We start from the raw sequence: 14,659 nt of genomic DNA, 5'->3' as shown, positions 1-14,659 counted from the left end.
TGCAAAAGTTGGGTCAGGTTTCGGCGTCGATGATTTCGCTCAGCTCGAGCCAGCGGTCGCCCGATTCATCAATCTGCTGCATGACGACAGCAATTTTCTCCGACCATTCTATCAATTCGTCCGGTGTGCCCTTGCCGCTGTTGAGTTTGTCGAGAAGAGCCTCGTGTTCGGCTTCGAGTTGATCAATCTTTTCGGTCAGAGCTTCGTATTCTTTCACCTCTTTGTAAGTTGGCCTCTGCGCTGACGACTGGCTGCGGGTGTCGGTTCGTGGCGCAGCAGCACTCGGAGCTGCTTTCCGCCGCTTCTGCTGTAGCTTGATAAGCCGGGCATATTCCGAATAATTGCCATAATAATCGCGAACGCGGCCATCGCCTTCGAAAGCAAAAATATGATCCACCACATGATCCATAAAATAACGGTCGTGTGAAACGATCATCAGACATCCTTCGTATCCCATCAGAAATTCTTCAAGTTTATTCAGCGTGTCGATGTCTAGATCGTTGGTAGGCTCGTCGAGGATCAGGAAGTTGGGCTTTTGCAAAAGCGTAGTGAGCAGATAAAGCTTTCGTCGCTCGCCACCACTCAGGCTCGAATAGTAGTTGTAATGAATGTCTGTTTTAAAATTGAAATAAGAAAGAAACTGCACCGGCGTCATGCTGCCTTTTTTAAATTCGACCTGCTCGGCGATATCTTTCACAATGTCGATGATGCGCTTGTCTTCTTTCAAAGGCAGCCCCTCCTGACGGAAGTAGCCAATCTCGAGCGTCTTGCCTTTTACCACACGCCCCTTGTCGGGTTTTACCTCTTCCATAATTATCTCCAACAGGGTGCTCTTGCCCACCCCATTGGAACCAATCACCCCGATGCGGTCGCCTTTTTTGAAGGTGTATGAAAAATCGTTTAGCAACTGCTTTTCGTCGTAAGCTTTGTAGATGTTGTTTAGCTCCAGGATTTTGCCACCCAGACGGTGCATGTCCACATCAAATCCACGGGTTTGTTCACCCAGGCTGGTGTTGGCTTTTTCTTCGATGCGATAAAAATTGTCTTCGCGGGCTTTAGCCTTGGTAGCGCGGGCCTGCGGCATGCGTCGCATCCATTCCAACTCGGCGCGATAGCTGGCACGGGCTTTCAGGATTCCGGTTTTCTCGTTGGCAAGGCGCTCCTCACGTTTTTCGAGGAAATAGGTGTAGTTGCCGCGGTATTTGTACAAAGTCTGGTTGTCGATTTCCAGAATTTCATTACAAACCTGATCGAGGAAGTAGCGGTCGTGGGTTACCAGCAGCAGCGCCAGGTTCTGGCGGTTAAGGTAATTTTCGATCCATTCGATTGTGGTGACGTCGAGATGGTTGGTAGGCTCGTCGAGGATTACCAGATCGGCATCGTCGATGAGTGCTTTTGCCAGCGCCACTTTTTTGCGCATGCCGCCCGAGAGTTCTCCGATGGTTTGCTGCAGATCGACAATATCGAATTTGCTCAGAATCTCTTTGATACGGGCTTCGTAGCTCCAGGCATGCAGCTCGTCCATCAGGCTGGTAATATGCTGGGCGGTTTCTTTATCAAATTTATGCCCCGACGAAAGCATGGTGTATTGCTGCAAAAGCGCCATCATCTTGTTGCCTGTGGCAAAAAGGTATTCCATAATGGTATGACTTTCGTCCATCTCCGGATTTTGCGGCAAATACGAAACCCTTACATCGTTGCCGATAGTCACCATGCCGCTGTCGGGCTGTTCGGTACCTAAGAGGATGCGCAGCAGACTGGTTTTGCCTGTGCCGTTGCGCGCTATGAGCGCCAGCTTCTGCCCCGAGGAGATGCCAAAAGAGATGTTCTCGAATAGCAATTTCTCGCCAAACGACTTGGTAATATTATCGACCGTGAGCAGATTCATAAACCGGAATTTAAAAAATTTGATCTTTCTGAGATTTCGATTGCAAAATAACAAAATTAAAAGGCAGGCTGGACAGAGTGCATAACGCAGTCCTCAGCCTTCAGCACACAGACGATGGTGCAGAGGCGAGCATCCGCGCATCGGGAAATGTTAATCAAGGATGAATGAGGATTTGAATTTTGAAATTAAAAAGAAAGCAGAGACCTTGACTTTATGAGTTTTGTTTGGAAAGGATGCTATTTTTCACAATCTTTTCATCAAAAACGCGGAAGTACTGTTTATAAATTAGAAATTGCATATTTTCGCATGGTATTAATAATTTACAATTAACATTATGAACGACAAAAAAATACTGGAAACCGTGGGATCAATCACCAAAATGGAGATGCTTTCCACCATCGAACACGATACCGATAAAGCCCTGGTACTTGAAACGCTGAAGCCTTTTCCGGGTTATCACGGCACCACCGTCCCCGACCATCTCAAACCTATTTCGTTGTTTTTTGTTACCGATCACAAATACACCGGCGAAAGTGTAATACGTGCCACCATGCGCGTGAAACAGGAATTTACTGATCCTTTCGATGCTGCTCCCGGACAAATCACCATATTCAACAACCTCACCCCCTGCATCCGAATCCTAGACCTCAAGGGCTACGAAAAAATTGAAGAACTGATCCAGCTGTACCGCAAAAACGGTATCGACTTTATGAAGTCGCGCAACATAGAACCATTTTATGGGCTGATAAAAATCCGCAAATATTTCACCCTGGAAATCATCGAGCCTAACATTTACCAGGACACCCGCAGCACCCGAATAGTCTATTTCACAATACCTTCGCTGATAAGCTGGGATATTTTCGAGACCATCACCCACAACCTGAGACTCAATGAGGATTGCGGTGATTTTGATGCTGCCCAAGTAGTATTTTTTACACCACAGGGCGTAATCGATACCATCAGGCTGTGGAGCGAAGAAATCGATATGGACAACATCCAAATGGTGCGCAATGGCTATTTGCAAGAGTTTAAAAGGGTGCCGTAAAACAGCCGGACTTTCAATCGCGCCACAGCGTAAGCTATAAGCTGACAAAACAATGATTTTGGCTTAAACCAAAAAAATTGCTATTTTTGACGCGAACCCAAAGTAATAGAATAGAATGTTTAAAGCCATCGACTACCTGCTTCAGGAACTTTTTGATTTAACAGGAATCCCACAAGCATACGCTGACGTTTTTATCCCCTTTGTGATGTTTGTAGCCATCATTCTTCTGAGCTACCTGATTCTGTTATTCACCCGCACAGTTCTGCTTACCATAGTTGCACGTATCGTCAAGCGTACCCGCTCGAACTGGGACGATGCGCTGCTGGAGCACAAGGTTTTTTATCGCATTGCCTATCTGGTGCCGGCTTACGTGGCTTACAAACTGATTCCCCACGCACTTCATGATTATCCCGATCTGGTTAGTTTTCTGCTGCTGGCATTGCGCATCTACAGCCTGATCATTGTTATGAAGGTGGCTACTGCCATCCTCGACGCCATCCTGAGTATTTACAATACTTACGACCGATCCCAATCCAAACCGATCAAAGGTTACTTACAGATAGGCAAAATTTTAGTTTACATCTTCATCACTATCTGGATAATTTCCACACTTATAGGCCAAAACCCGCTGATACTAATTGGCGGACTGGGTGCTTTCTCGGCGGTTTTGATGCTGGTTTTTAAGGATACCATTCTGGGACTGGTGGGCGGCGTGCAGCTTAGCGCCAACGATATGCTGCGCCCCGGCGACTGGATAACCATGCAAAAATACGACGCCGACGGTTCCGTGATCGACATTACCCTTACCACCATTAAAATACAAAACTGGGACAAAACAATTTCTACCATCCCTGCCTATTCGCTGTTTACGGAATCGTTCAAAAACTGGCGCGGCATGGAAGAATCAGGCGGACGGCGTATTAAACGATCCATCAATATCGATATGAATACGATCCGTTTCTGCACACGTGAGATGCTCGAGAAATACAAGAAGATCCAGTACATCAATGAATATGTAGAAAGCAAACAGATCGAGATAGAACACTACAATCAGGAGCGCGATTTCGACACGGGGGTGATGGTGAACGGACGACGGCAAACCAATATTGGTGTATTCAGAGCGTACCTGAGTGCATACCTGATGAATAATCCCGACGTACACAAAGAGATGACTTTTCTGGTTCGCCACCTACAGCCCACCGAAAAAGGGCTTCCAATCGAAATCTACGTCTTCAGCAAAGTGCAGGCGTGGGCGGATTATGAAGCTATTCAGGCCGATATTTTCGACCACATTTTGGCTATCATCCCGGAGTTCGATTTGCGGGTTTTTCAATACCCCACCGAAACCTTTACGCCTGAAATGGATTCCTGACAGAATATTCTTATTAACACCCCTAACCGAAATATTAAGAAACCTGACCGTGAGCTGATGTTGTACTTTAAAAACAAAAATCCCTAATCCCATGCCCTACAACGAAGTGGAACAACTAAGAAAATCGGGACAACTTAACGAAGCTTACGAGCAGGCACAACACAACCTGCAACAGGCGCACCTCACCAAACCTTTCGTCGAAATAGCTGAAGACACAAGCGCTATCGACACTACCGAAACCAAACCGGAACCACAGCCCGAAACCATTCTTGTGCGCAGCAAACGCGCTTTGGCCTGGGTGCTGCACGACCTTATGAAAAAGCAAACCTCCGCAGAAAATATAGATGTTTTTGAGGGTTATCTGCGGCAATTTGTGGAGATGGAGTTGAGGGACGATGAGAAGATGGTCATCAACCAATTGGTTTGGATCATCGGCACAGCGGTTTTCGAATTCACAAAAGAGCCTGGTTTCGATGTTGGCAAAATGGAAAATCTGGCTTCTTTAACCATGAAGCTCCGTTTTAGCAAGCCCGGCAAAGGGTACTCTTTTATTTTTAAAGCTTTTCACAAAGCTTTGCGCGACTCGCCCCTCTATCTGGATTTTGTAGAATGGTGGGACATCAATTACTTCATGCGCGAAGACTGTAAAATAAAAAAGGACGATGACAAAGCAGTTCGGATGGCCATTGCCGAGCAAGGTTGCAACCGTTACGCCAAGCATCTGCTAAAGGCACTGCATGCTGCCGACAACCCCGAACAGGCCGATGAAATCAAAGATAAGATGCAACGTTATCTGCCGGTGCTCGAGCAGATGATGAAGTACAACAAATTCTTCCGCATGTTGCCTTACTACAAAGTGCGACTGCTACTGGCGTTGGACCGTTGCGAACAGGTGTTTTCTGTGCTCACTTATTATGCACGCACCCGACCTACCGATTTTTGGGTGTGGGAACTGCTGGCGGAAGCCTACAGCGACGAAACCGAGAAACAAATTGCCTGTCTGAGCGCTGCGCTGCTTTGCAAAGTAAAACTCGACAAACTGATTCCTATTCGCGTGCGACTCACCAAACTGCTTATCGAGACGGGCTTTTACGACGAAGCGAAGACTGAAGTAGCAATGATATTGAAACTTTGTTTCCAGAATAAATGGGAGATACCGCAAGTAGTTATCGACTGGGGCGACGAAACGTGGTATCATCAGGCATTTGTAAAAGAAAACAACCTGAGCATGTACAAAAGCTACCGCCCCGGTGCCGAGGAGCTGGTATTCGATGATATTCCACAACAAAAAATCGTGATAGAGGCTGTGAACCATCCAAAGAAAATCCTCAACTTCATGGCCGGTGACCGCGCCCGTGGTTTTTTTAAATATGAGAAATTTCTTACCGAAGTAGAAGTAGGAGATGTTTTTTTGGCACGCATCAAAGAGACCAAGATCGCCGGACGCTACAATGTTTTTAATATCCGGCGCTTACACGAAAAAACAATACCGGGCATCCTGCAGACCTTCGCAGGCGAGGTGATCATCCCGGAAGGGAAACCCTACGGCTTTTCCAATAGCATGTACATCACACCTGCCACTTGCCAGACTTATAATCTGCAACATGGCGACATCATCTCGGGAACAGCTATGATTTCCTACAACAAAAAACACGAAGAGTGGGGCTGGAAAATCATTTCGATTGATTGATTGTTTGCTACCCCTATTTTTTATTTTGTTTATCTGTAATGATTTTTAGACCATCGAGCGGGGTGTGATTATTAAATCCGAACGGCATTTTATGAAGGGTCGGTAAACCTTACCATCGTATGAATGTTGTAAAACAAAACAGAAAACACTATGAATAAACACACAAATACCACTTTTGATAATATCGACAAACGCATCACCTCGTGGATGGCAAAATATGGCCTGCTGCTCCTGCGGCTTAGCGTAGGCGTAATTTTTTTCTGGTTCGGGATACTGAAATTTTTCCCGGGCCATAGTCCGGCGCAGGATTTGGCCATTCGCACCATCGACCTGCTCACATTCGGTTTGATTCCGGGTAGTATCTCCATTTATTTATTGGCTTCATGGGAAGTACTCATCGGCATCGGGCTGCTCACGGGCATCTATATGCGCATAACATTATTTCTACTCTTCGCGCAGATGTTGGGCACCATGAGTCCGGTTTTTCTTTTTCCTCATGAAGTTTTTACCCGCATTCCGTATGCGCCCACACTCGAGGGGCAGTACATCATCAAAAACCTGATTATCATCAGCGCTGCACTGGTAATAGGTGCTACGGTACGCAAAGAAATCCCCCACGCTACTGATAAGGAAAGGATTGAAAGCAGGGAGTTTTAAGTGATTTAACGGGGGTTTTTTGAGCTGCTGAGCAATCTGCTACATGCCGGGCAAAACTTCCCACACAAATGCACGCAGGCCTACCTCGGTATTGAAACCATCAAGTTTTTTGAGCTTTTCCATCATAGGCGCTACTTTTTCATCCTCTACGATGGCAATGGTAGCCGAGTTCATCTCAGGCCAGGTATGGGTGCCCAACCGCGGATCACCGGTATTTGATCCACGCCCCACCACATCATTCCATTTGGTGTAACCACGTATCTCACATCTTTCGAACAGGTATTCTATTTTCTCGGTGTGTGCCTGGTTGTAAATTATCATTATCGCTTTCATCAGCTGTTATTTTTTAGTTATTAATAAAAAACAAAACTGAACCCCCACTAAAGGGGGCTCAGTTCAAAATCAAAACTATTAATCTAAAAAGGCGAATTGCTTATTCACCGTATTCTTCTTGTTTCGTTCGCCGCGGCTGGCAAAAACACGGTAAACAACCGGTACAATGATCATCGTAATGATGGTCGAAAATATCAACCCACCGATTACTGAAATACCCATGGGGCTCCATATTTCGGCACCTTCGCCGGTGCTCAGCGCCAGTGGAAGCATCCCCAGGATGGTGGTGAGTGCCGTCATCAATACAGGCCGGAGTCTGTTTTGCCCCGAAAGTATGATGGCTTGATCGAGTTCGTAGCCGCGGTCGCGCATCAGGTTGATATAATCCACCAGCACAATAGCGTTTTTCACCACGATACCTACCAGCATTACAGCACCCAGCGCAGCTATCACACTCACCGTGGTGTTGGTGATATAAAGCGCCAGGATGACGCCCGTGAACGCAAACGGAATAGAGAACATTATGATGAGGGGCATCTTGAGCGACTCGAATTGCGAAGCCATAACGATGTAAACCAACACAAGGCTTAGAATTAATAGCGTAAATATATCCACAAATCCTTCCTGCTGGTCTTTGTAGGCGCCACCTAACTCGATAAGCACTTCGCGGGGGATTTCATGATTATTGATCTCGTTTTGTATCTCTTTTGCCAGTTCGCCTAATGAGGTATTATATGGCGACACGGTAACCTTAACCATACGTTCGCGTCGTTTGCGCTCAATATTTGGCGGCGACCAATATTCGACGACCTTTCCCACTTCTCCCAGCTTTACCATCTCTCCGGTAAAGGTTTTGAGCGTAATGTTCTGTATATCGGAGATGCTGCTGCGGTAGTCTTCTTTGAAGCGGACACGAATGTCGTATTCATCGCCATCTTCCCTAAATTTTGTTGGTATCAGTCCGGCAACGCGATTAAATAGTGCTACCGACACCATGGCTGTATTAAGGCCTACTGCCGCCATTTTTTCTCTGTCGAGTTCTACCCGAAGCTCGGGTCGGGCTTTTTCGCGGCTGATGGTAATGTCGCGTGCACCGGGAATGGTTTCAAATTTGTCTGCCAGATCATTGGCCAGCAAAGTTGTTTGATCGATGTCGTAGCCATATATTTCCACATCTATGTTGCTAGTGGCCATTCCGCCGCCGCCAGTACTCACCTTATAGTGTGTGATCTCCGGAAAATCATCAAGCTGGGTACGTAGCTGTTCGGCAATTTCCCATACCGAACGGTCCCGGTCTTTGAGATCGGCCAGACGGATGGTGTAGTTGATGATGTTGCTGCCTGTCGACTGGAAGACAGCCGCGAAACCGCTCTCGGAATCGCTGCCTGCCGAAGTCGAAATCAGCTCTACTTCAGGATATTCGCTGATAATTTTGTCGATACGCCGTGCTACATCTATCGATGTTTCCACACGTGTACCCGACTGCAGTTCTACCAGCATAGAAAGCCGGCCCTCGTCACTTTGTGGCATAAACTCCGTTCCCAGCCTTGTGGCCAGAAATCCTGATCCAACGAATATACCAATTGTAATGGTGGCAATTAACGTTTTGTGGCAGATGCTCCAGCGCAAGACACGTCCGTACCAGGCATCTATCTTATCAAAAACCGGCAGAACCAGGTTTTCGTAACTCCATTTGCGCGGCTTCACATTTTTCGGGCGAATCCGCAGCATCATTGCACTAAGCATTGGCGTAAGCGAAATGGCGGCAATGGTGGAAGTAACTACAGTGATACTCACGATCCAGCCAAGCTCACGAAACAATACTCCTGTAATACCACTCAGCATGGTCATCGGAAGGAATACAGCAAGAATGGTCAATGTGGTGACGATAACAGCAAGCCACACTTCATTGGTGGCATAAATGGCCGCTTCGCGCGGACTGGCCCCCCGTTCGATGTGCTGGGTAATGTTTTCAAGTACCACAATGGCATCGTCCACCACCATTCCGATGGCAATCGACAAGGCCGAGAGCGAGATAATATTGATGGAGCTGCCGGTGAGCTGCAGGTAAATAAACGAGACTACCAGCGAAATAGGAATGGTGAGCACAATAATAAAGGTGGCACGCCAGCGTCCTAAAAAGAGAAATACTACCAGCGCTACAAATCCCAGGGCATACATCAGCGTCTTTGTCAGGTTATTGATAGAACCGGAAATAAACTCGCTGGAGTCGAACACCTTTTCTATCACAATATCACCGGGCAACGCCTTGCTCAGTTCCTGAAGTCGCTTGTGCACATTGGTGGCAATTTTTACTGTGTTTGCACCCGACTGTTTCATCACCATCAGGCGCACGCCTTGTTTGCCATTGATCTTTTCGTCGACGGTCATTTCTTTTATCGAGTCGCGAACCACAGCCACATCTTTCAGATAAATGCTTTGGCCGTTATAATTTCCCAGCACGATATCTTTGATGTTATCGCTTTGCTTAAACTCTCCTTCCACGCGCAACGCGTAATCCATCTTTCCCATTTTGATACTACCTGCGGGCATATTCATATTTTCTGCGCGCAGCACATCGCCGATCTGCTCAGCCGTAATGTTGTAGGCTTCGAGCTTGCGGGGATTAACCTCGATGGTAATTTCCCTGATGGGCTTACCCACAAGTTCTACCGAACCGATACCTTCCACACGGTTGAGCGGGTTGATTACTTTATCATCGAGCAGCTTTTCCAGCCCTTCGTAACTTTCGTCTGCGGTGATGGCATACATCAGGATGGGAAACATGCTGGAGCTGAACTTAAAAACTGTGGGCTTGTCAGCAGCATCCGGCATAAATTTTTCCACCAGGTCGAGGGCGTCGCGAATGTCGTTGGCGGCTTCGTTCAGGTCGGTCTCATACTCAAACTCCACCGACACAACGGATATGTTGTCGCGCGAGACCGAAGTGATTTCTTTAAGATTGTCGATACTGTTGAGCGCATCTTCAATAGGACGCGAAATATTGGTCTCAATGTCAGTGGCACTGGCGCCGACGTAGGTAGTAAATACCGTGATGGCCGGAAAGTCGATCTCCGGATACATATCGACTGGCAGTTTTGTCAGCGAATACACTCCAAAGATTATCAGAGCCAGAAAGACCATGATGGTGGTTATCGGTTTTTTAACCGCACTCCCGTAAATACTCATAGGAACTCCTTAAATTTTAAAAAATAAATGCTTTTGTTGTATTGATGGAAAAACGGATTTATTTGTTTACTACTTTGATTTTCGATCCGTTCAACAGGTTGGCTTGTCCTTGTACGATGAGCTGCGCACCTGGCTGCACACCGTTGGCCTGGAGTTCGATCATGTCGTCGATACGTTTTCCGATTTCTACTCTTATCTGCCGGGCAGTTCCGTTTTCGGCCAGAAAAATAAAGCGGTTGTTGGTACCTTCCTGTTTCAGAATGGAAATAGCCGGAACCATCAGCGCCTCCACTTTTTGTAGCTTGATCTCTATATTGGCAAACATGCCTGGCCGCAAAATTTGCGCATCATTTTCCACCAATATCTCTACCCGAAATGTGCGTGTAGCAGCATCGATGGTAGGATGTATGCGATAAACTTTGCCCTTGAATTCCTTTTCGGGATAAATGTCGGTGGTGATTACAACTTGCTGATCGGTACGAATTTGTGGGAAAAAACTTTGTGAAACATTCACGAAGGCTTTCAGCGGTTTTATCTGCATCAGCGAAACAATAGCCGATTTGCCTGCAGGCGTGTTGGGCGCTCCCGAATAAAGTTCGCCGTCTTCGTAATATTTGGCCGTAACTATCCCATTGATGGGCGACACCAGCGAAGTGTTTTCCGAAAGATATCCAACATTCGATGTAGCCAGTTCATATTGTGTTTTGGCTTGTTCGTACTGCTGCTCGGAGATACTGCCCAGGCTGTAGAGTGTATCGATGCGGCTAAAGTTAAACTTTGCGTTGGCCAGCTGTGTGCGTGCCTGCACCAGTTGTGTCTGATCCATTTCGGCAAGTTTTTGTCCTTTGGTTACATAGCTGCCAATTTCAACATAGATTTTGTTGATGCGTCCCGGAGCTGCGGGAGCATAATGCACTTCTTCAAAAGGCTTCAGGTCGGCACTGTATTCTATCGTTCGATCGATGGTTTGTATCCCCACGGGTTCTACCGTCACCGGGAATTCGCGCTCGCTTTCCACAGTAGCGTCGTCACTGCTGCCCTGGTCACAGCTGCTTACCAATAAAGTTGTAGCTGCCACAAGTACAGCCATGCGCATGGGCGTAGCGATTTTTTTCGTTAGTTTTTTCAAATACATTTTCATAAGGTTACAAATTGTTATAAAGTTTATCCAGTGCAAGTTTCGATTTTAATAACTCCATGATGGAGGTGATGTAATTGTTTTCGGCCTGCAAATAATTGGTGTTGGCCTGTGTGAGATCAAGGCTCGACATCATTCCCTGACGGTATTTGTTGTTGACGCTTTGATAAACCCGCTTGGCTACCACCACGCTTTCTTTTTGCGTCAGATAGTTTTCGTAGGCGCTGTTGAGGTTGTATGTCAACTGTCGATCCTGCAATTTGAGCTGTTCCTCGAGTTGCTCTTTGCTCAGACGCGTTTGGTCGAGTTGTATCTTGGCCTGACCTACGCGCGAGGAACGGCTGAGGCCGCTAAAGATGGGCACCGCCAAACTTACTCCGGCCACATTGTTGGGACTCAGGTCGAAACCCGATGTCATCAGCTTTTTGGTGTAACTATAAAAGCCGGTAAGCGTAGGACCGTAGGCCCATTTTTCGAAATTGATGTTTTTCTCACTTATCAGTTCCTGGTCCAGCATAATCTGATAAGAAGGGTTTTGCTCTATGTCGAGATTGGGAATAGCGAGGCTTTGCTGCTCCAGTGCCGGCAATAACTGGTCAATTTTGTCGGTAAGAACTACCTCTTCATTTGTTTCTAATCCCAACAAAAACCTTAACATATTGAAATTGAGCTGCAGATTTCGGTCCATGGCTTTTTTGGAGTTTTTCACCTGCGAAAGACTTACCTGAATCTGATCTGCGTCGGTTTGCTCTGCCAATCCGGCGTAAGCCATATCAGAAGTATGTTTGAACACCTCATTCAGATTTCCGATGTTATCGTCGATAATGCGCAGATATTCTTCGGTAATGAGTATCAGATAATAGGTGTCCACCACATTCTCTTTGATGTCGAGAGCTGTGAGATTAATATTCTTCTCAGAAATACTTCTGGCAATCTTAGCCAGCTTTATACCCGTCAGATATTGACCGTTAAAAAACAACTGCGACACTTGCACCGAAGCATTAAGCCGATCTTCGAGAACAATGCTTCCGCCTTCGGAGGAAGATGTCATTTGCTCAAGAAAACTAAGAATTTCAAAATCTCCGGCGTCCAGCAAGGTGTAGTCGATATCTGGTGGTGCAGTGCCGCCTCCGCCGGGATTAAAGTCTAACTCATAATTAAAATTGGTGTTGTAATCCAGCCCACCATTCACCTGTGGCAAACCGCCGGAAATAGCCTCGCCTACCTGCTTGTCGCTTAGCGCTGCCTGACTCCGTGCAATCTTTAGCGTTTTATTGTTGGCAACAGCATATTCCTGAGCCTCTTGCAGCGAAAACACATACTTCTCTTTTTCCTGACCCCACATTGTTGCGGTGATCAATAAAAAAAAGGCTGTTATTATTGTTTTAAAGTTCATAACTTACTAATTAGTTTATAATGCAGTGAACCATTTAATAGAAAAATAAATTACTTAGCAGACTCGAGTTTCAGTTTCGATTCGGCGATGCTTTCCAGAAAAACGCATACTGAGCGTTGCATTTCTCGCAAATATTTTGAGTTTTCTGATTGAGGATCAGCCTTCAATTCGAGCATAAGGTCGGTGAGATGTTGCAAATTTTTCAGCTTTTTTTCAGCATCTTCAATGATGTTTCCGGTGTTCTGTTTGCGAAAGCGGAAATAGCGTTTGCGATCGCCCGGTAGGGTGATGTATTCGATGTCGCCACGTATCTCCAGATTGCGCAGAGCAATGCTTGCCGAGCTTTTACTAATTTGAAGTTCCTCGATGATCTCATCAAAAGTGTATTGCTCTTTATCCATCACCAACAGCATACCCAGGATGCGGCCGGCAATAGGCTGAAAGCCTTCCTTATCGAAGTGGCGACCAAACTTCTCTACCAACCTCCTTTGTTGCTCTATTCGCTCTTCTGTTGTCATTGTAATTTATTTAGGTTTCTAATGAAGCGGCAAAACTAACCTCTTTATTTGGTTCATAACATATCGAACTAATAAAACCATCTTTTAATACCTTACAATAAAATGGTGAACCGGAAGGAATTGGGCAGATATTAAAGTCGCACCGTGAATAATGCAAGGCGAGCGGACAAAAGTTTCCTGCCTCAAACGAGGAAGTCAGATGCCAGAAAGAAGAGATTAGGGAAAAATTTGAGTGGTGAGAAAGGGGCGAATAGAATGAAAGTTTCAATCGACGGTCATCAGCCGATTGAGAGAAACAGGAAGGTGATTGATGGTAAAAGGTTGAGTAGAATTATCCAAGGGTTGCATCCTCTTAGGCGCTGCGAACCCACGTAAAGAATGCCAACTCTGCTCTTTGCGCCTTGCGCCTTGCGCCCCGCTCTTCGCGCCCCGCACCCCGCCTACTCCACCAAACTATACAGCAACCTTATCTCTTCGGCCCATATCGTTTCGTCGGGGGTTTCGAGGATCAGCGGCATGTTGTCGAAGCGTGGGTCGTTCATGATTATGGCAAAAGGCGCGATCCCGATCATTCCTTTGCCGATGCTTTCGTGACGATCTACACGGGAGCCAAGCTCTTTTTTGGCGTCGTTCAGGTGCATGCCTTTCAGGTATTTCATGCCTACGATGCTGTCGAAGTGTCCGAAGGTTTCGTCGAATACGTCGCGGGTGCGCAGGTCGTAGCCGGCAACAAAGGCGTGGCAGGTGTCGATACACACGCCCACTCTCTCTTTATCTTCTACCTGTTCGATGATCTGCGCAAGCTGCTCGAAGGTGAAGCCCAGGTTGGTTCCCTGCCCGGCGGTGTTCTCTAAAACGGCCGTCACTCCTTTGGTTTTGTCGAGCGCCAGGTTGATGCTTTCGGAGATACGCTGCAGGCTCTTGTCGGGGTCGATTTTTTTGAGATGTGAGCCGGGGTGAAAATTCAGCAGCTTTATTCCCAACTGCTCGCATCGCTGCATCTCATCCAGAAAAGCATCTCTCGATTTCTGCAGCGCTTCAGCCTCCGGATGCCCCAGATTGATGAGGTAGCTGTCGTGTGGCAACACGTAGTTGATATCAAAACCAAACTTCTCCAGGTTTTTTTTAAACCCGTCGATGTTTTCGCTGGTGAGCGGGGCGGCTTTCCACTGCCGCTGGTTTTTGGTAAAAAGCGCAAAAGCTTTAGCCCCGATAGCATGCGCATTTTCGGGAGCATTCTGCACGCCTCCTCCAGCACTCACATGTCCGCCTACCTGTTTCATTATTTCTTTTTTTATAATTACTGTTTAGCTGATGTCTTTTAAAACATAAATATCAGATAAGAATTTTTATTTTAAAAACGCCCCGCTACCCCTCAATCTCCGCCAGCTGGCGGAGAGGCCAGCCCACACACTCTCGATTGTGCGTTGGCA

At 46.6% G+C, this 14,659-nt stretch carries 11 protein-coding genes; 4 read left to right on the top strand and 7 right to left on the bottom strand.

Going from position 1 to position 14,659, the window contains the following annotated elements; all coding sequences use genetic code 11:
- Positions 1-13 precede the first annotated feature (13 nt).
- The gene (locus VFC92_06705; GenBank protein HZK07875.1) at positions 14-1,888 is read right to left on the bottom strand and encodes an ABC-F family ATP-binding cassette domain-containing protein; all 1,875 of its coding nucleotides are present in this window, start codon (positions 1,886-1,888) and stop codon (positions 14-16) included.
- 334 nt (positions 1,889-2,222) lie between these two features.
- Between VFC92_06705 and VFC92_06700 the strand changes: the two genes are divergently transcribed.
- The 4 genes from VFC92_06700 (at position 2,223) to VFC92_06685 (ending at position 6,652) form a co-directional block, all read left to right on the top strand.
- The gene (locus tag VFC92_06700) at positions 2,223-2,933 is read left to right on the top strand and encodes a hypothetical protein (protein HZK07874.1); all 711 of its coding nucleotides are present in this window, start codon (positions 2,223-2,225) and stop codon (positions 2,931-2,933) included.
- A 115-nt stretch (positions 2,934-3,048) separates the two neighbouring features.
- Entirely contained in the window at positions 3,049-4,305 is a 1,257-nt protein-coding gene (locus tag VFC92_06695) for a mechanosensitive ion channel domain-containing protein (protein ID HZK07873.1), read from the top strand.
- Between the two features lie 91 nt (positions 4,306-4,396).
- The gene (locus VFC92_06690; GenBank protein HZK07872.1) at positions 4,397-5,995 is read left to right on the top strand and encodes a hypothetical protein; all 1,599 of its coding nucleotides are present in this window, start codon (positions 4,397-4,399) and stop codon (positions 5,993-5,995) included.
- 150 nt (positions 5,996-6,145) lie between these two features.
- Positions 6,146-6,652, top strand: coding sequence for a DoxX family protein (locus tag VFC92_06685; protein ID HZK07871.1), 507 nt, complete (start codon positions 6,146-6,148; stop codon positions 6,650-6,652).
- Between the two features lie 39 nt (positions 6,653-6,691).
- Here the strand turns inward: VFC92_06685 and VFC92_06680 are convergent, their stop codons facing one another.
- From VFC92_06680 to nfo, 6 genes are all read right to left on the bottom strand, one after another.
- Entirely contained in the window at positions 6,692-6,985 is a 294-nt protein-coding gene (locus tag VFC92_06680; protein HZK07870.1) for a hypothetical protein, read from the bottom strand.
- 78 nt (positions 6,986-7,063) lie between these two features.
- Positions 7,064-10,174 (bottom strand): efflux RND transporter permease subunit, encoded by a 3,111-nt coding sequence (locus tag VFC92_06675; protein ID HZK07869.1) that lies wholly within the window; start codon positions 10,172-10,174, stop codon positions 7,064-7,066.
- 58 nt (positions 10,175-10,232) lie between these two features.
- Entirely contained in the window at positions 10,233-11,315 is a 1,083-nt protein-coding gene (locus VFC92_06670) for an efflux RND transporter periplasmic adaptor subunit (protein ID HZK07868.1), read from the bottom strand.
- A 4-nt stretch (positions 11,316-11,319) separates the two neighbouring features.
- The gene (locus VFC92_06665) at positions 11,320-12,708 is read right to left on the bottom strand and encodes a TolC family protein (GenBank protein ID HZK07867.1); all 1,389 of its coding nucleotides are present in this window, start codon (positions 12,706-12,708) and stop codon (positions 11,320-11,322) included.
- Positions 12,709-12,758: 50 nt separating this feature from the next.
- A complete protein-coding gene (locus VFC92_06660; GenBank protein HZK07866.1) occupies positions 12,759-13,226 on the bottom strand; it encodes a hypothetical protein in 468 nt (155 codons plus the stop codon).
- A gap of 440 nt (positions 13,227-13,666) precedes the next feature.
- Entirely contained in the window at positions 13,667-14,509 is an 843-nt protein-coding gene (nfo, locus tag VFC92_06655; protein ID HZK07865.1) for a deoxyribonuclease IV, read from the bottom strand.
- Positions 14,510-14,659: the final 150 nt, after the last annotated feature.

The organism is Bacteroidales bacterium (assembly GCA_035647615.1).
Lineage (GTDB): Bacteria > Bacteroidota > Bacteroidia > Bacteroidales > 4484-276 > SABY01.
The sequence above is the reverse complement of the archived record's forward strand: the minus strand, read 5'-3'. Positions and strand labels throughout refer to the sequence as shown.

Bases quoted from the DNA above. Each gene is read 5' to 3' on its own strand.
- VFC92_06705 (HZK07875.1), bottom strand. From the start codon at position 1,888: ATGAATCTGCTCACGGTCGATAATATTACCAAGTCGTTTGGCGAGAAA.
- VFC92_06700 (HZK07874.1), top strand. From the start codon at position 2,223: ATGAACGACAAAAAAATACTGGAAACCGTGGGATCAATCACCAAAATG.
- VFC92_06695 (HZK07873.1), top strand. From the start codon at position 3,049: ATGTTTAAAGCCATCGACTACCTGCTTCAGGAACTTTTTGATTTAACA.
- VFC92_06690 (HZK07872.1), top strand. From the start codon at position 4,397: ATGCCCTACAACGAAGTGGAACAACTAAGAAAATCGGGACAACTTAAC.
- VFC92_06685 (HZK07871.1), top strand. From the start codon at position 6,146: ATGAATAAACACACAAATACCACTTTTGATAATATCGACAAACGCATC.
- VFC92_06680 (HZK07870.1), bottom strand. From the start codon at position 6,985: ATGAAAGCGATAATGATAATTTACAACCAGGCACACACCGAGAAAATA.
- VFC92_06675 (HZK07869.1), bottom strand. From the start codon at position 10,174: ATGAGTATTTACGGGAGTGCGGTTAAAAAACCGATAACCACCATCATG.
- VFC92_06670 (HZK07868.1), bottom strand. From the start codon at position 11,315: ATGAAAATGTATTTGAAAAAACTAACGAAAAAAATCGCTACGCCCATG.
- VFC92_06665 (HZK07867.1), bottom strand. From the start codon at position 12,708: ATGAACTTTAAAACAATAATAACAGCCTTTTTTTTATTGATCACCGCA.
- VFC92_06660 (HZK07866.1), bottom strand. From the start codon at position 13,226: ATGACAACAGAAGAGCGAATAGAGCAACAAAGGAGGTTGGTAGAGAAG.
- nfo (HZK07865.1), bottom strand. From the start codon at position 14,509: ATGAAACAGGTAGGCGGACATGTGAGTGCTGGAGGAGGCGTGCAGAAT.